This is a genomic window from Affinundibacterium danionis (assembly GCF_042432465.1).
GTDB lineage: Bacteria > Pseudomonadota > Gammaproteobacteria > Burkholderiales > Burkholderiaceae_D > Undibacterium > Undibacterium danionis.
Window position 1 is genome coordinate 84,758 of sequence record NZ_JBHLXJ010000009.1, and the last position, 21,706, is coordinate 106,463.

Below are 21,706 nucleotides of genomic sequence, written 5' to 3' on the forward strand. Positions count from 1 at the left end.
TCTGGTTTTTCTTTTAATAGTGGTGGGCTTTTAGGTGGCAATGATGGCGTTGTAAGTTATAGTTACTCAACTGGAAATGTATCAGGTGTTAACAACAGTGGTGGTTTGATTGGTAAAAATTCCTCTCTTGGCAATGTAAGCGCAAGTTACAGTTCTGGTATAGCAAGTGGTACATCAAATGTACTTCAAACAATTGGGTTAAATGAAGGAGGTGGAGCAAGCACATCATTGTCACCCTCTAGTATGCGAAGTCAAAGTTCCTTTCCGGGCTGGGACTTCACTAACACCTGGCGCATCGTTGAAGGCAGCTCTTACCCCATGTTGCGCGTCTTAACGCAAGGCAAAATCAACCTCAGTGCTTCGGCTCGCAATATAGAAAAAGTCTATGATAAAACCGCGTGGTCTGGCGGTATCATTGATTATAGCGGCTTTACGGGTGGCGATACCGCAAGTAGTTTGTCCGGTACGCTGCAGTGGGGAGGTACTGCACAGGGGGCGATTAATGCAGGTAATTATTCTTTAATACCAACTGGGCTATATTCTCAAAAATACGAAGTGACTTATACCTCCGGTACGCTCACCATACAGCCGCGCCCAGTTAGCCTTTCCGTCAGCAAAACTTACAATGCCAACGCGAGTTTCGATAGCGGATTTGCCGTAACAGATGGCGTATTAGCTGGCGATTTGACACCCACCATTACGGGCACCGCGTCAGTTAGTAGCGCAAATGCGGGAACTTATACGAGCTTTGCGAATAATCAGTTGGTGTCCAATAATCCCAACTACACCCCCAATCCACTTTATGCGTACTCGGGCTCCTTAGGAAAAATCAGCGCAAATATTAACCCTGCGGCACTGAGTATGCTCGGTGTGTCTGGTAGTCGCATTTATGACGGAACGCGTGCTGCCAATTGGAACGATAATACTCAGTTGCTAGGTGTGTTGCCTGCTGACCAAGGGAAAGTTGCGCTTGTTTCTGGCTCAGGACTATTACGTGCAAAAGATGTAGGTACCCAAGAATTGATCTCGATTGGTTCACTCAGTATCGGCGGGACGGCAGCGTCCAACTATACACTGGGTACAAGCGGCAGTAGTTGGAATATACAGCCCGCTAACCTGGTTTTTACAACCATTGCGGACTCTAAAGTATACGATGGTGGTAAAAATGCAACTGGGCTCGTCAAATTGATTAACGGGGAGCTTTATGCTAACGATGAAATCGTTGGACCTGGGATGCTTGCATTTGATAATGCAAATGCTGGGAAAGATAAGGTGGTTAACGCCTCAGGTATCACGGTGAACGATGGAAATGGCGGGCGAAACTACAATATCAACTACCGTAGCGGAAATGCCTCAATTTCGCCACGTCCAGTAGATGTGGTTGTGCGCAAGACATATGACGGTGATGCTAGCTTTAATAGCGGCTTTTCTGTGAGTAGTGGAGTGCAAGGAGCTGATGCGATACCAATTATCTCTGGCACAGCAACAGTTAGTAGTGCGAATGCAGGAAGCTATTCTGCATTCACTGTCAACAAATTAGTCTCGAATGATCCAAACTATATTGTTTCTGGGTCAAGTTCCGTGAATGCGACGATAGATCGCGCCGCACTTTTTCTGAGTCTCACTGGAAGCCGCTCGTATGACGGGACTACAAATGCTAACTGGAATGACAACGTGAGCTTGTTTGGTGGCGGTCGTACTTTTGAGGCTGATAGAAGTAATGTCAAAATCGTTTCTGGAGCTGGTGTTCTAGCAAGTAAGAATGCTGGACGACAGGCATTAACAAGCACGGGTACGCTTACATTGGGAGGCAATGCTGCTGGTAATTATTTCCTTAGTACGGAGGGGAGCTATTGGGTAATTTCACCAGCTGAAATATTGTTTGGTGCGAAGGTGAACAGCAAAGTTTACGATGCAAATACTACCGCGACAGGCGAGATATCGAAAATCGGCGGACATTTTTTTGGATCAGACACTTGGACTGGGGGTATTTTGAGATTTGCCGATGTAAATGCTGGTAGAAATAAGCAGGTTAATGTCTCTGATATTTTAGTGAGTGATGGTAATGGTGGACGTAACTACATAGTTTCCTATCTCGACGGAAGTGGCTCGATTACGCCTCGCCCCCTCGATCTGTTCGCAGAATCTGAAACCAGAATTTATAACGGTACAGACATTTCAACCCAGCTATTCCGAGTACAGGGCTTAGCTTCTGGAGATACGATCCCGATCAGGGAGCAAGCATTTGTAAGTAGCGCTGCCATGGGGACGAATAAATCGACGATTTATATTAAAAAATATCAGATAAATGACGGGAATAATGGGGCGAATTATGCGGTTACGACCCACAATGCTGTTGGAACAATTACACCGTTGATTACCGATCCGCAAAGCAATGTTGTTCCAGCCAAAAATGGAGAAGGATTCACTTTATTGGGAACATTAAATGATATTACTAATAATAGTAAACTCCAGGTTTTGGAGGCCGGTGCCGACTATATTACTAACTTAAACGACGCGACCAAAGGTATTGTAGGTCTCGAAAATGTGAATAATTCTTCGAGAAAACTCTTGAATATAATTCGCGGCGCTGAACAAGGTGATATTGATTCAGCATTAAAAGACTTTAATAATGCAATGCACGCGTTAAAGAATCCAAATGATTTGCTTGGAAAATCGGCCAAATTTGTAGAAGGTGCAGGCCATGTTTTGCAAATAGTGAAGAATTTTGTTGTCCTAGGAAACTCCTTTTCGCATTCGCTTGATGGATCATTTAACGTTGGTGATCAAAATGATTTGTACCTTGCATCATCTTATGGAATCCCTGGAGTGAACGTCGTTGTCGCTGCGGTTACGTCTCCTTTTGAACTGGGTGCGCTGGCAATTGAACTTGCAAGTGGTGGAAGTATAGATAAAGCGTTAACTGCAAATCTTGATAGAGCAAAGAGTGTCAATGTGCAGTTTAATTCTTATGTGGACTATCTTGCGACCAATATTGCAAATGGATCTGTGTCGATTGAAGATGCTCGATATGGTTTTGATGTGAATAAGAACGTGCAAATTGAAGCACTGGTATCTATAAGAGACCAATACAGAAATATACCGGGTGCAACAACCTTAGCGCTGACTGGACATATGGGAGATACGAATAGGGTAATTGATGCAATAAATAAGGCGAAATCTGCGATATCGAGTGTTGATTTTCCAACTGTCATGAAGATTGCCGTTGCAAAAAAATTTTCTAATTAAAGCAGCGTTCGGTTACTACTAAACGCAAATAAACTATTCAAAATCCATGTTAACTGTAAAAATAAGATTCCTTTTAATTACATCATCTTTCGGACTCGCAAATACACTTATTGGAGTGGCCCAAAGTCAAACATTCTCTGAGCCTGAACGGACACAGTCTGTCTCGACTTCGGGTAATTCCTCGTTGTCACAAGAACAGGAAAAAGACCCGAATTCCAAAAAAGAACCGCGCTTTGATGTAAAAAAAGTGGTTCTAGTTGGTGCAACCCTATTTTCTCCGGAGCGATTAAGTGCTGAAATTGTAAAAATTAATAGCGGAAGCCACTCCTTTGGCGACTTACAATTGGCGGTGCAACGTGTAACTTCAATTTATCGAGAATCTGGGTACCCTATGGCTCGTGCCTATCTGCCCCCACAAAAAATGGAAGACGGTGTCATTACTATCGCCGTTTTGGAAGGGCGTTTGGCAGAGATACAGTTGCAAAACACTTCCACGTTATCTGATGAGAGAATTCGGGCCTATTTTTCTCAGTTGCCTGTAGGTGCCGCGCTACACAAGCCAACGATGGATCGCGCTTTATTGTTATTGGGGGATGTGCCCGGTGTCGGTAGTGTGGAATCGAGGTTAGCTGCAGGTGTGAATACTGGCGAAACTATTTTGATTGTCGACGTCAAACCTGCCTCCTCATGGTCGGGTAAATTGGAGGCAGATAATTTGGGCTCGCGTTACTCCGGTGCATATCGCGCCGGCGCTTCGATTGAAGCGCGAGGGTTGGTAGGTTATGGTGACAAATTCTCAGCAAATTTTTTGCTTAGTGACGAGAAAATGTTGTACGGGCGTGCTCACATACAGTTGCCCATCGGTGGACACGGGTTAACAGGTGGTCTCGGCATCAATCATTCTCAATACTTTTTAGGTGATATCTACAAAACGCTTGATGCGGTTGGTCAATCTGACACGTTGGAAACGACTATGCAGTATCCCTTGCGGCGCTCTACGTCATCGAATATCTATTTTCAGGCTGCGGTTGAGCATAAGAAATTACGTGATGAAGTGCGCGTGACAAATACCCAAACAGATAAGCGTGCGACACAAGCGAGCTTGAGTTTGTTGTCGGATTGGCGTGATACTTTTGGTGGTTTGCGTGCGAGTAGTTTCGCGAGTTTTACATTCGCCTCGGGTAGATTGGGTATCGATAGTGTCGACGCCGAAGCGATTGATCGTATCGCGGCTAAAACGACGGGTAACTTCAATAAAGTCTCATTTAGTTTTAACCGTCAGCAGGGCTTAACAAGCAAGCTAAGCTTGTCATTCGGCTTGCGCGGGCAGTGGGCAAATAAAAACTTAGACTCCTCAGAAAAGTTCTCACTTGGTGGCGCGAATGGCGTACGGGCGTATCCCGTTGGCGAGGCGTCTGGTGATAGAGGTTGGTTGGGGAATGTCGATTTACAATATCAAGTGTTACCTTGGTTAAATGCGAGTGTTTTTTATGATACTGGAAAAGTGCAGGTCAACAGCTTGCCATTTTTAACGACAGTGAATGATAAGCAGCTTTCAGGATATGGCATTGGTTTGACCGGGAATATCGATGCATTTGATTGGCGCTTTAGTTGGGCAAGACGCGGTGGAGTCGCAGCAACTGCAGAGCCCGATAAAGCCCAGAGGTTGTGGGTACAAGGCGGTTGGCGTTTCTAAAAGCGTTGGGTATTGGTTTTTTTACGCTGATGAACTTAACAGAGTGTTAACGATTTCTAGTAAATGAAGTTCGGCTGAGTACATATTAAATTATTTAATATTGCTCTTTTGGTTTGTTCAATAAATTGATATTTTGGATACTCCTGCACCAGATTGAATATCTGGTTTAATGGGGTCAATTCATACAGCTTACTTCGAATTCGAAGCAAGCTGTATGTGAATTTTCGCGTATTTGATGAGGTTGAGAACTTTATTCCGCTCGCAGAGAACCCAAGATGAATAGTAGCTAAGAAACTGAATTGTGCGACATCTCAAATCAAGTTCGGTAGCACTGTACTGGTACTTGGTATTTACTTTTCGATTTTGAACAAATTGTCACTAGGAGTACGATCAATCCGCAAACGTCGTGGATCGATCTGCACATACACTGGGCGAACTTTGCTGCGAAGTCGGATAGTATTGCGCGCCTGCTTGAGTGATTGCTTATTTAGCAGAATTTGATTGCTCTCTTTTTTGATTGGAAATTCTGTGAACAAGGCGATTTCTATGTCGTCGTTGATGGTCTCTTGCTCTTCTGCACCCGTCGTTTCATTGAGTACATATTTCAAGGCACTCAGATCGACTGTGGTTTCAAATTCGCCGTTCGCTAGTTGTACTGTCTTGGCATCGTGTACGGTGAAGTCATGGAACACCATGCGTTTGAATAAGTCGTCGATGATCTTGATTTGTGCCGCGTCTGCTTGTTGGTAGAACAGATTGAGTAGGTCTAAGGAAGTTGGCTTGCGTGGATAAGCAAAATCCTGGAGTAAATTGCGTAAGGCCAGATTGATTTTGTCCTCGCCAATCAAATGCATCAGCGCATACATACTATGTTGTCCTTTGTTGTAATAGATATGTGGTTCCATGCCTACGCTGAACAATGGTCGTTCGGTGTTTTGGCTATACGGACGCTGGCGCAAATATCGATCAATCGCTTGATGTATCGCTTCTAAATTACTCGCTTCGCCTTGGTATTTTTTGCTCATGACGAGTTCTATGTATTTGCATAACATTTCGGTCAACATGGGGTAGCCGCCCACGTAATTTGGATCAACGGAAAATCCAAAAAAGTGGTGTGCAAACTCGTGTGAGACGCCATTTAACAATGGGTTGTTTTTTATGCCGCGATTATCTAAATTGAAGAAGCGATTTTCCACCCCCAGATACATACCTGGTTGCGCGCTACCGAATGATTGCGCTTTGGCGAAGTAAGGGAGTTCGACCACGCTATATTCTTTGTCGGTGTACGGCTGTATATGTGTCGCAAAATAATCCATGGTTTGCGTCAAAGCTTCTAGCATTAAGGCATCATCTTTATCGTGCTTAGGGCTGCGATATAGTTGGATTTTCACATCCTTGTGTTGCGCTTTTATGATGTGAAAGTCCGCTGCAACGATGGCCAATTGCAATCCCACTTTTTGACTACTCTTGTAGTGAAAATAGTGACGTCCATTGTCTTGCCAATCTCTTTGTAACTGACCAACCGTGACCACGGTTTGCCGGCTTGCAATGGGTGTTGATAGCGTCGCTTCATAGGCTATATTATCTTCTTTGCTGAATTGATCTTGCGCGGTGGGCGCCGCCAACTTGACCGCTGCTAAGCCATGTTTGAGTCGTTCTTGTTCATCACTAATCATATAGCGTTGATCAAAGCCAAATTGCGGCAACACGTCTTCTAGCTCAATATAGCTACCGCCTTGCGTGACCCAATGTTCGCCATCTAATTTGGTAAATGCATTGTGCGTGACATCCAAAGTAAATGTGAGTTGTCTGATCTCCTGCGCGTGCATGGGTTGGTCTAAGATGAACCAATAAGTTTGATAAGCTGGATCGTAAGATGCCTGTTTTGCGCCTTGTAGTTTCACACTGTGTTGAAGATGAGCTTGCCTCAATACATTCACCATAATCTTATGTATGGTCTGTGATGTTTGATTGCGAATTTGTAACTCGCCTGTAGCTTGGTATGAGCGCTGTTCGGGTTGAATATGCAATTCAACTTTCACGCTTTCTATACTTGGTCTTGGCATGTCTTTGTATTGTTCGTAGCTCTTCTCGTAATGCGCCATCCACGCCAATTTATCTTTGGCGCTCATGTAACTATTAAAAACATTGGTTTGGTAGAACACATAGCTACCTGTACCGATAAAACTGATGAGGACGCATAACAATAAGACGCGACTTGTCGCTGTCCACTTACGGCTGCCACCACTGCCTATCATATTGCTGAAGATGCTGTAGTCTCCACGGCGCCAATACAGCACGGAAAGCAGCGCGAATAAGCCGCCTAGCGATAGCCAATAGGCGCTAATCCAATGAAAGGCTTCATGGTGATAAATCGTGTCCGCCATCTCTGAATAATAGAATTTTGGAACATACGCGAACACCAGCAAAGGATGTTTGATGCTAAAGGTTTTCCAAACGATGTTTAAACAAAATACGCCCATGCCCAATAGCAAACCAATCGCTTTGTTCTTTGCGAATCCTTGCAAGAATACGCAAAATAAAGCCACCAACAAAATGGGAATGCCCGCGTAGTAATACAGTAAGACGTACTGTGAAAGATTAATTTCATGCATGCCACGCTGCATGCCGAGAATTAATTGAAACGCAATCGCGGTCAACACGCTGAGTGTGATGAAGCTAAACAAAATCGCCACCACATTACATAGTTTTGCCAGATAAAAAGTGAGATTGTTAGTCGGGCTGGCGTCGATGATGGCGTGAAAATTCACTGCTCTATCATTCCAATAGAGTTCAACTGCGTACACAATCGCGATCAATTGTCCAAAGATGACTAAAGGCTCAATTAAGGATTCTAAAATCATCCCTGTGGTCGCGTAGTAAGGCCGACCACCATTGATAGGCCCGGTCAAGATTTCGCTTAACAGATGTACCGCAGTGAAGACGATGGTGATCAGTGCCAACACCAAGAACACGCGACTTTTCGCTAAACTCAAGTATTCCAGTTTGAGTTTGGAAAACCAAATGTCGATATGAAAATCTGCTAAGTTGTGATTCGGATTTACCGCTTGATAAGCTTGAATCGGCTCAGCAATCGTTCTTTCTGCAGCCTGCTTTTTCTTTGAATTTTCTTCGAACAATTTGAAAGAAAACTTTTGATAAGTGTAAGCAAACATCGCCGCACTGACAGCAAGCCACAGTAGACGATTGCTTAACAGGCTACCTGCTAAAATGGGTTCTAGCTGATTTCTTTGTGTGCTATTCCAGTAAGCGGACTGCTCAAAGAATGCGATCAGACCATACGGCTCAAGTAAGGCGGAAAAGCCATAGTTACCCGCCGTCAGTGGGGAAGAATTGGCGAGGATAGGCGAGTTCCCTAATACGGAGCCGATGATGTACAACACATAAACCGTGATCGCCGCAACATACATCGCTAAAGTGTTTTTAGTAAATATCGCAGTCGAAAATATGATGGAAACACAGAGCAAGACATTCGGCACGATGAAAATCGCAAAGCTAGATAAGTAGTAGAACGGATTGAAATTGCCCGCCTGTTTTGGGTCGAGAAATAGGGAGGTCGTCATCATCGCCAACAGCATGATCAGCATCACAAACAAGCTCGCTAACATTAAGCCTAAGTAACGACTGACCAGATACACAAACTTATCTAGTGGTGTGGTGTAAATGAAGGATTCGAATTTATGCTGGCTATCTCTTAGCAATACCGGCGTCGCTAATACGCACACCAAAAAAATAATATTTGGAGAGATGAAGAGCAATGTTTGCGTAATCGCATAGGAAGAATTGGCAAAGTTGCGTTGCGTCGTGATGAGTGCAGCTAGTGCAGAAAACAGCAAGACGCCTAGCCATAGCCCAGCTTGTTTGAGATAAATTTTGAGTTCGAACTTGAGCAAATTACCGAGCATGTTACCGAGCATGTTGTGCTCCTTGCTCAAATTTTTTCAAGGTCGCAAAGTACACATCCTCAAGGTTGGCGGACACGAGTTCAAAACCAATTTCTGGCTGGAATTCGCTTTGCACGAGTATCTGTGTTTGACCGACGACTAATCTCTCTGAGATAACATTGTATTTATTTTTGTATTGTTCAGTCTGATTGCGCGGCAGCAGCTTGCTCCAGATCGTGCCGTCGATTTCTTGTATTAAATGGGCGGGTTTGCCTTGTAGCCTTACCTCTCCATTGATCAAAATCGCCATGTTAGGGCAAAGTTGACTCACGTCTTCAACGATGTGGGTAGACAGAATCACGATCACGTTCTCGCTGATTTCGCACAACAGATTATGAAAGCGATTACGCTCTTGTGGATCGAGCCCGGCGGTGGGTTCATCCACGATGATCAAACGTGGCGAACCAAGTAAGGCTTGCGCAATACCAAAACGTTGACGCATGCCGCCAGAGTAAGAACTGACGTCTTTCTTTCTAACATCGTATAAATTCGTTTGGTGTAGCAGTTGTTCGATTTGCGCCTTGCGTGCTTTGTGATTAACCACGCCTTTGAGTAGTGCGATGTGATCGAGCAAGTCATAGCAAGATACTTTGGGATAAACCCCGAATTCTTGCGGTAAATAGCCGAGACAACTACGTAAGACATTCGGGTTCTGAATCACGTCTTTATTGTCAAAGCTGATTTGCCCATGACTGGCTTGTTGTAGCGTGGCGATGGTACGCATTAAAGTGGATTTGCCAGCGCCGTTCGGACCTAATAAACCAAATAAACCAGGTTCGATATCGAGCGAGATTGCCTTCAAGGCTTGCACGCCATTGTCATAGGTTTTTGAGAGATTACGTAGTGTGAGCATAATTTGAAATTCCTGCTGGTGACACAAAAAGTATTGATCGATTTCATCATACTGCTAGTAAAATAAAAATAAATAACCTAATGACGAACGACGCTTAAACCATGTCGAACAACCAATTCATCCGACAACACTCTTGAAAACGCTCATCAAAATTAGTATTGCGAGTGGTATCTATGCTGCTCTTTTGTATGCCATCTACCGACTCGATAATGCCGATTTGTTGATGGTGTTTGTGACGCTATCTTTGATGATTCCTATCGTCTATTTGATCTTCGATAAATATAAGCAAGCGCAAGTCATCGATCATTTGCAGCAAGAGACTTTGAAGGCTGAATTGAATTTATTGAAGAGTCAAATTAATCCGCATTTCTTCTTTAATACGCTGAATAATTTATATGGTCTAGCGATTGCGAAATCAGATCTTACGCCAGAGGTGATTCATAAGTTGGCACAAATGATGCGCTTTACGATTTATGATGGACGTAAAGATAGCGTGAGTGTGACTGAAGAAATCGCTTATCTAGAAAACTTTATTGAGCTTAATCAGATTCGTCAACAGCATCAAATTGATATACGGTTTGAGCAACATATTGCAGACCCTGCGCAGCGGATTCCACCCTTGTTATTTATTAATTTGCTGGAAAATGCTTTTAAACACGGAGTCGAAACTTTGGCATCGCAAGCCTATATTCATTTCAGTTTGAGTACGAATCAACAAAGAATTTCATTTAGCATTGAGAATAATTTTGATGCGCAAGTGCTGGCGAAGCATAAACTAAAAAGAGGACAAGGCGGTTTAGGCACGGATAATGTTCGGCGCCGCCTAGCTTTACTTTTTCCGAATAAGCACCAGTATCAAAGCTCAGTTGATGGCGACCGTTACTTTGCGAAAGTGGAGATAGATTTATGTTGATTTATACGATTTTTTCAGAGGCTTTGAGAGTTTTTGAATGAGACTGCGCTACTTAATTATTGATGATGAGCCCATCGCTCATACTTTGATACGGCAATTTGCCGATGATTTTGGCGCGCCAGATTCTTGTGAGCTTGATTTTGTGGGTAGCGTTTTTCGTGCATCGGACGCAGCAGATTTTTTGGAAAAGAACCAAGTTGATCTGGTCTTTTTAGATATCCAAATGCCAGGATTAACAGGTTTTGAATTTTTGCGGACGCTCGATAAGCCGCCTTACGTGATTATTATCTCTGCACACAAAGAGTATGCATTAGAGAGCTACGAGTATGCGATTATCGATTACCTGTTAAAACCTTTTAATTTTTCTCGCTTTGCTATTGCGGTGGAAAAAGTGCTGCAAGATATAACCAGAGTGAAGGCGATGGCGATGCAGGCGAGGTTGAAGGAGCGTCATCAAGCAGATGCAAAAACGATTTTTATTAAAGACGACAAAAAGCAACATCAATTGGCGCTGGATAAGCTGATCTATATTAAGGCGAATGGAAACTTCAGCTCTGTTTATCATGCGGGTGGACATATCCTTAGTCAGATGAAAATTTCCGACTTTGAGAAACTCTTACCCAAGGATAAATTTAGTCGCGTACATCGTTCTTATATCGTTGCTCATCATGAGATTACTTTAGTCAAAGCGAATGAAGTGGTTCTAGGGGGAACGGTGATTCCAGTCGGGCGGGTCTATAAAGATCATTTGGCGAAGATTGTTGGAGCTTGAATGGAATGTTTGGGGGGGGATGATTTCCATTTGCAATGATCGGTCTGTTTAAGTAATTTTGCCCCGGTTAGCTGCTCTGCCATTAAGTTAAACTATTGAGTTAAGCTATTTCGTAGGGCGGGTGCAACCCGCGCCGCTCAGGTGCTCAATGGGCTGGCGGCGCGGGTTGCACCCGCCCTACAATTCTATATCCGTAACTTAATAGCAGTACTGTTTAGCTGATCGTAGCCAATAGCCTACATTTCGTGGCGCACACTTTTAGCCCATATCCTATCGCCTATATTTTTTTAATCCTTCAATGCAGTCACTTCAATAATTGTTGTACGACGTCGTATATCAAGGTATAGTTTGTTGCCAATTCAGTGGCGTGTCATTGAATTCGGCCAATACACACAAATTACTAAGCCTATGAACAGCCAACTGTCTTCGGATCAAAGCACTTCAATTAGTCACAAAAACAGCAAAATTTCCCCCACTCGCGTCCGTTGGAGTATTTTGCTCATTCTTTTCTTGGTTACTACGATTAATTACGCCGATCGGGCGTCGATTTCGATTGCGGGGCCGGAATTGAGCAAAGCCTTGGGTTTGTCGAGCATAGAGATGGGCTATATTTTTTCTGCTTTTGCTTGGTCATATGTTTTGGCACAGATCCCTGGTGGTTGGTTGTTGGATCGTTTTGGTTCCAAAATCGTTTATTTTTTCAGTATTTTTTTGTGGTCGCTGTTCACTCTCTTGATGGGGTTTGTCGGTTTCTTTTCTGGTGCGCTGGCGATAGGTTTGTTGTTTGCTTTGCGATTATTGGTGGGGGCTGCTGAGGCGCCATCTTTCCCTGGCAATAGTCGAATTACTTCCTCATGGTTTCCTGTCAGCGAGCGCGGTTTGGCGGCGGCAATTTTTAATTCAGCGCAGTACTTTGCCACTGTGCTATTCGCCCCATTCATGGGATGGCTGGTACATACTTGGGGTTGGCCGTCGGTGTTTTATGCGATGGGAAGCTTGGGTATATTAATGTCTGTTGTTTGGTTATTGACGATTTATGGCCCGAATCATCATCCACGTATTAATCAGGCTGAGCTTGAATATTTGCAAGCGGGTGGCGCTTTAACAGATCTTGAAAATACCTCACATCAGACTTCTACGTCGGCAAGCTCAACGCCAGCATTGAATACGCTGGCTATTACCAAGCAACTGTTGTCGAATCGTATGCTACTGGGTGTGTATCTCGGACAATATTGCATCAATACCTTGACCTACTTTTTCTTGACGTGGTTTCCTGTATATCTTGTGACTGAGCGTCATATGACGATATTGAAGGCCGGTTTTGTTGCGGCGATTCCGGCGATTGCGGGTTTTACTGGCGGTATCTTGGGTGGTTATTTTTCGGATCGTTTGATACGTCGGGGTTTGTCTTTGTCGTCAGCTCGTAAGATACCCATCGTGGTTGGGCTTTGTATGGCGATGAGTATGATTTTTTGTAATTACATAGAAAGTGACACGCTGGTGGTGGCGTTGATGTCATTGGCGTTTCTTGGTAAAGGGATAGGCGCCTTGGGTTGGGCAGTAGTCGCCGACACCTCGCCCAAACAAGCAGGTGGCCTAAGCGGTGCTTTGTTTAATACCTTTGGTAATTTGGCTGGGATAACGACACCTATTGTGATTGGTTATATTTTGCACGCGACGGGTTCATTTGCTGGTGCTCTGGTGTTTGTCGCCGCCAATGCATGTGCTGCGATAGCGTGTTACGTGCTGCTCGTTGGTGAGATTAAGCGAGTGAATTTGACGTAATGAAGACGCTAAAGCTGGTTGCTGGCGAATTGTGTGAAATCTGATTTCTTTCGCGCTATGAGTTATTCCTTGGTCTCAAATTTATTGCTCTCAATGTTAAATACGGTGTCAGGAATACGCAGATGAGGCGCAATGGTATCCGGTGCTTCTTGTGGCGCAATGGTGTTGAGCCAAAGATCCATTTTGCTATTGGCCATCATGCCGCTGTCGGCTTCTAGTCTATCGGTGTGTTGGTGACGCCCCTTTTTTTCCAGTTGGCGCAAATGTAGATCAGAGTTGCTGACTGAGTTGCTAGAGGTGTTTCTATTTTCATTCGCTAGTTGCTCGCGGCTTTTAAACAAACGCTCGCGACGCTGTCTTTCTGCAGCTTCCTTTTGCTGTTTCTGCTTGCGTGCCTCGATACGATTTAAAGCGAGTTGCATTTCTGGCGTTCGCTTAATTGCAACTTCTCCAGTGGAAAACTTGGCGACAGCGAATAATTTTTGTAGAAAGTTCACGATAGGCTCACGTACTCGGTTTTGATTGAAATGTTTAATGTTCGGGCCAACGATAGACGTTTGTTTGCATCTCGACATCAAGGTCAGCAAATTGGCTATTGCAAAGACTGTGCCTGTATTTGCATTTTGCTTCGTTTTACAAATTGCATTTCAGATCATCGGTTAAAAAATACTAAGATGTGGCTAACCGTTATTAAATGAATCTAAATTCTGATGTTTGTAAAATGTTTGTTGATGCCAGATCTAGGTGTAAAAATATCTGTTGTTCTGTTATTTTTTACGTGTAAGGGGCGTGCTAGCTAGTATTTTGAGGTCGGCTTCTTTGTATAGTAGTGCTTAGATCAGCGACTGCAATGTCGGTTTTTATAAGGAAATTTGCAAGGCGAGAAGGTGGGTGGAGAAATTTGGGTGAGACGTGAATTGTACTTATTTCAGGTCATAGATGGGTGTTGGTTTTAGGGGCACGAAATTCTTTACGCCATTGTTGAAATAATGCAGGAGGCATGGGTTTCGCGATGAAATAGCCTTGTACATAATCGCATCCAAACGCGTAGAGTTGATCCCAGTCGGCCTGTGTTTCTACGCCTTCGGCAACGACTTGTCGCCCAAGATCATGGGCCAGATCTATGGTGGAACGCACGATTAAGGCGGAATCATGGTTGTCCGCCATTGCCGCAATAAAGGATTGATCGATCTTAATATAATCAACCGGTAGTTTTTGTAGATAGCTTAAAGATGAATAACCGGTGCCAAAATCGTCGATATACAGCGGTATGCCTTGTTCCCGCAGGCTACTAAGAATGCGTAGAGAAAATGCTGGATCGTCCATCACCATACTTTCGGTGATTTCCATTTCCAGCAGACCTGGTGCTACATCCCAAATACTCTGTAAATATCGAACATTTTCTAATAAATTTTCTTCTCGTAAATTTCGCGTAGAGAGATTAATCGCGATCGGTAAGGAGCAATTGCTTTGCTGCCATTCTTGATTGAGTTTAAGGGCGGCTTCTATCACCCATTCGGTGAGCGGTTTGATTAATCCAGTGTGCTCCGCTAAGCTGATAAATTCTATCGGCGGTATCATTCCGCGTTCGGGATGTTGCCAACGCACCAGTCCTTCAGCACCGCAAACATGGCCATCTGACATGCGAATCTTGGGTTGAAGGTAAAGCACTAGTTCATCGTTTTCAATCGCGCGCCGTAATTGTCCTGCCATTGCCAGGCGGGCAGATTGGTCTTTGTTTTTTGCATGGTCGAACACCGCGTAATTTACACCTTTTCGTTTCGCGTGATGTACCGCGATATCCATATGCCGTAGCAAATCGTGTGTGGTCGTCCCATGAGCTGGATAGAATGCGATGCCACATTTCACGGCGACATCCAGAGTGATGTCGGCGATAGGGAAGGGCGTGGCAAGTTGCGCGTCGATTCGGTGTATGGTGCGTATGGCGGCATTCATATCGCTGTCAGGCAATAAAATGGCGAACTCATCACCACGCAGCCTTGCCAGCATGGCGGCGTCGGGAATAGTTTTTGAAATTCTGACGGCGAGTTCCCGTAAGATCTGATCACCTTGATTAAAGCCTAAAGCTACATTGATTTCATTGAGGCGTTCTACATTAATTTGTAACAAGCCAAAACTGCTGTCGTTACGTTTACAGGTGTCGATAGACACGCTGACTAACTCGGTGAACTGAGTTTCGTTCGGCAATCCGGTAAGCGTATCGAAGCGGGTGAGCTTGATCATTTCTTCTTGGCTTTGTCTTTGCTCCGCACGTGTTCTTATTGTGGAAATTCCGAAAGCTAAGTCTTCGGCCGCTTCAGATAACAGGGTCACCTCATCTACGCCAAACGCATCTGGTTCCGCTGCATAAATAACGATACCACCGATAATTTCGCCATTGACTATGAGTGGGCATGCTACACCGCAGGCATAGCCAGGTAATGCAGCGCGCCATGGGATATAAGCGGGATCAGTTAGAATATTTTTGACTACGGCGGTCTTGCCTGTTCGTATTGCGGTTGCCACTGCACCACGACCAAATTCATTATCAGCCCAACTCCCATGTAACTCTTGTAAAGCAGTCATACCGCCAGGATGACCGTCTTGTGCCATTACTTTGACTGAATGGAAATCATCATATTCTTTGTACCAGACCGATGCCATAGCGTAATTGCCTGCTTCGACGATGGCGGCGCACATGTTATTTAATAGACCCTGTTCATCTTTTGCCCTCAGCATGGTGCGGTTTCCAGCACTTAGAGTTTTTAAAGCGCGGCTGACATTCTCTAATTGATGAACATGCTGAGATAGTTGTGTGTTTAAAAAGCTAATTTTTTCTTCGGCATTTTTGCGTTCAGTAATTTCGGTTCCTAATACGTAATAACCAATTACCTTTTGATCAGGATTAAAGTGGGGCAAGTAGCGGATTACTTGCCACGTATCAGGAGATGGCTGCCAATCATAGCTTTGTGCATTGCCTCGTAACACTTGGTCGATTAAAGGCGCTGCAGCTTGATAGCGACTTTCGTCTAAAACATCTTTTACCAAACAGCCCGTGATGTCGCTTTTATCCTTGGCAAATCGTTCATGGTATTGTTGATTGGCATAGACGTAGCGCTGTTCCGTGTCGACCAAAGCGATTAACGCCGGTAAATTGTTGATCAAACTGCGTAGATGCTCTTCGCTCTTCTGTAGCTGCACTGTGCGCTCCTGCACGCCTTGCTCCAGAATTTCATTTTGCTCCTTAATCATACGTTGCGTTTCGCGCGCGTTAGTTTCGTCTCGAAATACTAAAACTACACCTATCGTTGTACCACTACTATCTTTGATCGGCGCTGCACTATCTGCGATAGGACAGCGCCGACCGCTGCGCGCAATTAGTACAGTATGATTGGCTAACTCATGAACCTTGCCAGTCGCTAGTACATCTGCGACCGGAATAATAGCTGGTAAGCCAGTGTGCTCGTTAACGATGTGGAAAATGTCATTGATGGGACGTCCGATTGCCTCTTGTAACGTCCAGCCAGTAAGTTGTTCAGCGACTGGGTTCATGCGAGTAACCCAACCTTGGACATCTGTCGCTAAGACTGCGTCACCAATCGAGTTAAGCGTGATTGATAAACTTTCTTCACTCGCACGTAAAGCTTTTTTTTGCCTCACTGCTTCGTTAAGTTGGCGACGAATCAAGATAAAACTCGCTAACAAGAGCAGAATGAAAACCAGTGCAACTGAGAGACTGGCGCTCACCAGAAATTGCCTACTACGTTGTTGCTGCTGATTGCGATCCTGTAATAAGCGCAATTCCTCGGTTTGCATTTCGCCCAATAGCAAAAACATACGTTCACGTGTTGCTTTCAATGGGGCGTTTGCAATATAGGCGTTAGCCGCTTCACTTCCTTGTGTCTTACGAATTTCTTCCGCTTTTTGTGCGATGGCAAGGCGTTGGTTTATTATTAACCGTAATTGTTGCCAGCGCTCTTGTTGTTGCGGGTGATCAGCAGTGAGTCGCTTGATCTCGGCCAGTGTGGCTTCACGATTGGTGATCGCATCATTCCGTTCAGCTAAACGTGCGGCATCGCCTGTTAAACGATAATTCTGCGCGCTTAATTCAATTTGATAGGCGTCGCCATTGGCTCGTGTCAAATTATTCAAGACTTGATAGGTGTGAGCTACCATACTGGTTGCCTGTATCGTGTCACGTGCAAGCTGCCAAGTGATGACGCCCAGTAAAGAAACTACGACTATTGCTCCACAAAACGCCAAGAGAGCAACGCGTTGGAAATTTTTTAGGATTTTCAGAAAATGCTCCTAGTATCGGTGTCGAATTACTAAAGAGGTTCTTGCAATCTAAATAGAATAGGAATCTCGTCTCATTATAGCCATATATGGCTATAGTTTTTATCTAAGTTAACTAGATTAAATAATACTGTTGTCGATTGGTAGCGAGTATGCTGAATGATAGTTTAGGCGCTAAACCTTAGCGAAAAGTGTTTGAAGGCTATTATGTATTTGTGGTGGTTTAGAAAGAATACGCATAAAAATATGCGTATCCAGCTTATTCAAGACTTATTCGCAGTCCGGTAGGTTTGCAGATGAATACTAGTTTCGGTGTTTTGAATTGCTTTAATCAGACGTATACGCTCAAGAACACTAGAAAGTTCCGATAGATTGGCGGCGCGTAGGCTTGCGATCAAATCCCAGCGTCCATTCGTGTCGTGAATCTCTTCTATGCCGGGCTCGCCTAGTAGTGAGGCAATGACGGCGCGTGTTTCATTGCCTTCGACGGCAATACTAATCCAAGCATGGATTTCGTTTTGTTGTGCATCGGGTCGCAAACGTACGGTGTAGCCGACAATAATGCCATCGTCTTCTAGCTTGGTGATTCGATTATTGACCGTGCCACGCGATACTTTCAACTTATGGGCGAGGCTAGCGATGCTCAAGCGCGCGTTGGTACGTAACAAGCTGATTAATTGTTGATCTAAAGCGTCCATTTTGATCATTTCGTCATTTTGGTATGTCATTTTGGCAGAAAATTGACGATTTTCATACATTTATGGCGATTCTGTTTAACATATAACTTCCGTAAGATGTTCACATTAAGTTTTTAAAGAACTTACGCAAAGTTGTTGCAGCGAGATTTACCCGGCTTTTGTCGAGATTTTAGGTCGAAATTTTTTGAAAATCACGACCTAAATCTGCAAGGTAAAAATGCTTAGATCGCTACTGGCTGGTTGTGGAAATTTTGCGCAAGTTTTCATTAGTCGCTAATAAACTAACGGAGACCATCATGACTAGTACCCAACAGAACAGTAATCCAAGTAATCTAAACAACAAACAAACCATCATGCCACGACGTGCGGTAACACAGTATCTCAGTGCAGAACGCGTTGCCGAAATCATCAATAAGCGCGGCATAGGTGCCTGCATTACCGGTGTGGCCTCTTACATCAATCAAGATTTTTTGCGTTGGAATTCTTTCGACAAATGCGCTCGTGTCGCCAATCACTCTGATGTGGGCGTGATTGAGTTGATGCCGATCGCCGATGACAAAACTTATGCCTTCAAATATGTGAACGGACATCCTAGCAATTATCGTTTCAATTTACCCACCGTAATGGCATTTGGTGTTTTGGCTGACGTAGAAACGGGCGTACCAGAATTAGTCAGTGAGTTGACTTTGACTACAGCCATCCGCACAGCGGCGATGTCCGCAGTAGCCGCCCGTGCCTTGGCACGCGATAATTGCAAAACGATGGCGATTATCGGCAATGGCGCACAAAGTGATTTTCAGGCTTTAGCTTTTCATCATTTACTCGGTATCGAGATGTTCCACTTGTTCGATATCGACAGCGCCGCGACTGATAAATTGGAAGCAAATCTCTCCAGAATGGGTGTGCAAACCAAGCGCTTTGCTAGCATCAAAGAAGCAGTAAAAGGCGTGGATATTATTACGACGGTGACTGCGGATAAAACCAATGCCACGATTATTACGCCCGACATGATAGAACCTGGTATGCACATTAATGGTGTAGGTGGCGACTGCCCTGGTAAAACCGAATTGCATGCAGATGTGTTACGCATGGGACCGGTGTTCTGTGAATTCGAACCTCAATCACGTATCGAAGGCGATATGCAGCAAATGCCAGCAGATTTCCCTGTAACTGAGTTGTGGACCGTATTGTCGGGTAAAGTCCAAGGACGCAGCAGTGCCGAACAAGTGACGATCTTTGATTCAGTGGGATTTGCTTTGGAAGACTACTCGGCTTTGCGTTTTATGCGTGATGTGGCAATAGAGTTAGGCATGAGCGAGACGCTCTCCTTGATACCTGCGATGGCGGATCCTAAGAATTTATTTGGTTTTATTGACCATCATGTTGCATCATTGGCTACGACCAATGTTACTACTCGCGCAAGCGCGGCGTTTGTTTCCTGAGTTGAGAGCCGCGTCTGCAAATTAGTTGTGCAGGAAATGTAGATAAATCAAGTAATTTACACATAGTCCAAAGCCCGATTTCTCAAAGAGAATTCGGGCTTTTTTTGTTTTAAATAGAAAAAACGAAAAGAAATTGAAGAAAATCGAAAAAAATCAAAAAAAAAATGAAAAAAAACCGAAACTTGTAAGTATTTGTGTCAACCAGCCCAAGATGTTCAGCGTTTTTTTCCTAACAGAATCATTGTCACCTAGTGAAATGACAATGTGAAACGATTAAGAAATATAGGGAGTTATAAAATGATTTACGAAATCTTAGTTCGCCCATCCTACAACAAGTTGATGACTTCCGATCATTTGATCTGGATTGATAGTCAAATGCCAACACGCTTCTTTGAGCAATGGCTGCGTGATCACGCTTTGTTAGATGGCAGCGGACGCTCTCCTATCGTACGTTGGGGCATAGTACAAACGCAACGCCCAGCACATTTTCAATTGGCGACGCAAGAAGGTGCATTGACTGAACGTATTGCCGAATTAATGAGTGGTGCGACACATTTGGGTGAATTACCGATGTCAGTACGCGATACTGCACAGGCGAAATCACCGGTATTTTTGGCCGCTTAAATTTAGTTTTAGCTTAGTTTCAGTCTCAGCCAACTAAATACCTAATAAAGTAAAAGCTCCGTTGTCTAGCACGACGGAGCTTTTTTATTGTCGCCGCAAAGCATGCAAACGATCTGATTTTGCTGAATATAATGCGAAGTCTTTTTGAGTGGTGCTGTTTGCTTTGGCGATATCCAATTCTTGCTGCGCCGCCTCTAGTTCACCTAGACGGAAATGCGCAAGTCCCAACCAGAAGTGGAATTCGTGATAATCGGGGGCACGTTTCAGCTCTCTCTGAAACAAGATTTTAGCGCGCTGAAAATCGTTTTCTTCCATCGCCTTTACACCCATATTGAAGAAGTGAAATGGTGGGTAAGGCTGCTTGCTGAGTAGTTGCTCATTTAGGTTGCTGGCTTCTGCGATACGATCTAAGTTTTCTAAAGTTTGTACCATATTTGACATCGCCACTAGGCTGTCAGGATCGGTTTTTAATGCCATGTCCAGCGTGCGGTAAGCATCTAGATACTGTTTGTGGCGCATGTAGATGACGCCTAAAGTGTTGTAGGAGTAGGAAAACTGTGGATCGGCTTTGATAGCTTCTTTAGCCCACCAGTAGGCCTGATCGATTTGATTCCGCACCAGTGATTCTGCTGCTCGATTATTCATATACATCGCGACAATGGTGTTTTCTTCTAAATCTATCGTGCGTTGATTCGCGGTGTCCTGCGGCGGTAAGAAATCGATGGTCATTTGGTAATTCTGATCAAAATGATTTTTCTCATCAAAACGTTTTTTCCCCAATACGATGTTGACGTGGCCGCTTGCGAAGTACAGCCCACCGTTACGACTCCAATCTTCTTTAGTAATCACTTTTTGGTATTGCACAGATAATCCCATCTCTTTGGCTAAAGCCGCCGTCATGATGACCAGAGACAGACAATTACCGGAGCGTGCAGCAAACGCTTCGCTCGCGGTGCGGGTGTAGGATGAGTCGTATTCAAGTCGTAGTTGCGCTTTGTTATATAAGGCATTAAAAAGCGCTCTTTGATGACTAGTTGAGCGAAGTTGGCTGACAATCTCTGTGGCAATGAACTGTTTCATGGCCGCATCCACCGCAAAAATATGATGGTCTTTAATGGGGTTGGTATTGGCGGCGAACAGATCATCGCGGAACAGATCTTGGCGCACTTGTTGTATCGGCGGTGGGGTAGCGCAAGCGCTGAGAAGTAAGGTCAACAAAAACGCAATAACTTTTGATCCCGGCCAAGGATGGATGGGGCAAAGAAGATTATTCGACATGATTATTCTCCTTCTTAGTTTCAGCGTGAGTGGGCTAGATGCTCAGTGGATTAAATTGGATTAAATTGGGTCAAATTGAAACCAAGCGATGCGATACCAAGCAAGAAGATTTTGGTTTGTCATGTCCGAGTCATA

General features: G+C 44.3%; 13 protein-coding genes. 7 read left to right on the forward strand and 6 right to left on the reverse strand.

Features of this window, described 5'->3' with window-relative positions; translation table 11 throughout:
• Positions 1 to 105 precede the first annotated feature (105 nt).
• Positions 106 to 3,249, forward strand: coding sequence for a YDG domain-containing protein (locus tag ACFFJH_RS08650; protein WP_390211699.1), 3,144 nt, complete (start codon positions 106 to 108; stop codon positions 3,247 to 3,249).
• A gap of 184 nt (positions 3,250 to 3,433) precedes the next feature.
• Complete coding sequence (locus ACFFJH_RS08655; protein WP_390211701.1) at positions 3,434 to 4,945, forward strand: ShlB/FhaC/HecB family hemolysin secretion/activation protein; 1,512 nt, start codon at positions 3,434 to 3,436, stop codon at positions 4,943 to 4,945.
• A gap of 350 nt (positions 4,946 to 5,295) precedes the next feature.
• On the opposite strand, the gene ACFFJH_RS08660 is transcribed toward ACFFJH_RS08655, so the two are convergent.
• Positions 5,296 to 8,883 (reverse strand): M1 family aminopeptidase, encoded by a 3,588-nt coding sequence (locus ACFFJH_RS08660; protein WP_390211703.1) that lies wholly within the window; start codon positions 8,881 to 8,883, stop codon positions 5,296 to 5,298.
• Positions 8,873 to 9,763 (reverse strand): ABC transporter ATP-binding protein, encoded by an 891-nt coding sequence (locus tag ACFFJH_RS08665; RefSeq protein ID WP_390211705.1) that lies wholly within the window; start codon positions 9,761 to 9,763, stop codon positions 8,873 to 8,875. Before ACFFJH_RS08665 ends, ACFFJH_RS08660 begins: the two co-directional genes overlap by 11 nt.
• Positions 9,764 to 9,896: 133 nt before the next feature.
• On the opposite strand from ACFFJH_RS08665, the gene ACFFJH_RS08670 reads away from it, so the two are divergent.
• The 3 genes from ACFFJH_RS08670 to ACFFJH_RS08680 all read left to right on the forward strand — a co-directional run bounded on the left by ACFFJH_RS08670 (position 9,897) and on the right by ACFFJH_RS08680 (position 13,233).
• A complete protein-coding gene (locus ACFFJH_RS08670) occupies positions 9,897 to 10,676 on the forward strand; it encodes a sensor histidine kinase (protein WP_390211707.1) in 780 nt (259 codons plus the stop codon).
• Positions 10,677 to 10,713: 37 nt separating this feature from the next.
• A complete protein-coding gene (locus ACFFJH_RS08675; protein WP_390211709.1) occupies positions 10,714 to 11,448 on the forward strand; it encodes a LytR/AlgR family response regulator transcription factor in 735 nt (244 codons plus the stop codon).
• Positions 11,449 to 11,796: 348 nt separating this feature from the next.
• Entirely contained in the window at positions 11,797 to 13,233 is a 1,437-nt protein-coding gene (locus ACFFJH_RS08680) for an MFS transporter (RefSeq protein WP_390211711.1), read from the forward strand.
• A 62-nt stretch (positions 13,234 to 13,295) separates the two neighbouring features.
• Here ACFFJH_RS08680 and ACFFJH_RS08685 read toward each other — a convergent pair whose 3' ends face one another.
• The 3 genes from ACFFJH_RS08685 to ACFFJH_RS08695 form a co-directional block, all read right to left on the reverse strand.
• Positions 13,296 to 13,730: a hypothetical protein gene (locus ACFFJH_RS08685; protein ID WP_390211712.1), complete on the reverse strand. Its 435-nt coding sequence runs from the start codon at positions 13,728 to 13,730 to the stop codon at positions 13,296 to 13,298.
• Positions 13,731 to 14,166: 436 nt separating this feature from the next.
• Complete coding sequence (locus ACFFJH_RS08690; protein ID WP_390211714.1) at positions 14,167 to 17,409, reverse strand: EAL domain-containing protein; 3,243 nt, start codon at positions 17,407 to 17,409, stop codon at positions 14,167 to 14,169.
• Between the two features lie 383 nt (positions 17,410 to 17,792).
• Complete coding sequence (locus ACFFJH_RS08695) at positions 17,793 to 18,227, reverse strand: Lrp/AsnC family transcriptional regulator (protein WP_390212390.1); 435 nt, start codon at positions 18,225 to 18,227, stop codon at positions 17,793 to 17,795.
• Between the two features lie 353 nt (positions 18,228 to 18,580).
• On the opposite strand from ACFFJH_RS08695, the gene ACFFJH_RS08700 reads away from it, so the two are divergent.
• Positions 18,581 to 19,669 carry an ornithine cyclodeaminase gene (locus ACFFJH_RS08700; protein ID WP_390212392.1) on the forward strand — a complete coding sequence of 363 codons (1,089 nt, stop codon included), beginning with the start codon at positions 18,581 to 18,583 and terminating at the stop codon, positions 19,667 to 19,669.
• A 297-nt stretch (positions 19,670 to 19,966) separates the two neighbouring features.
• Positions 19,967 to 20,293, forward strand: coding sequence for a hypothetical protein (locus ACFFJH_RS08705; RefSeq protein WP_390211716.1), 327 nt, complete (start codon positions 19,967 to 19,969; stop codon positions 20,291 to 20,293).
• 84 nt (positions 20,294 to 20,377) lie between these two features.
• Here ACFFJH_RS08705 and ACFFJH_RS08710 read toward each other — a convergent pair whose 3' ends face one another.
• Positions 20,378 to 21,571 (reverse strand): tetratricopeptide repeat protein, encoded by a 1,194-nt coding sequence (locus ACFFJH_RS08710; RefSeq protein ID WP_390211717.1) that lies wholly within the window; start codon positions 21,569 to 21,571, stop codon positions 20,378 to 20,380.
• Between the last annotated feature and the right edge of the window lie 135 nt (positions 21,572 to 21,706).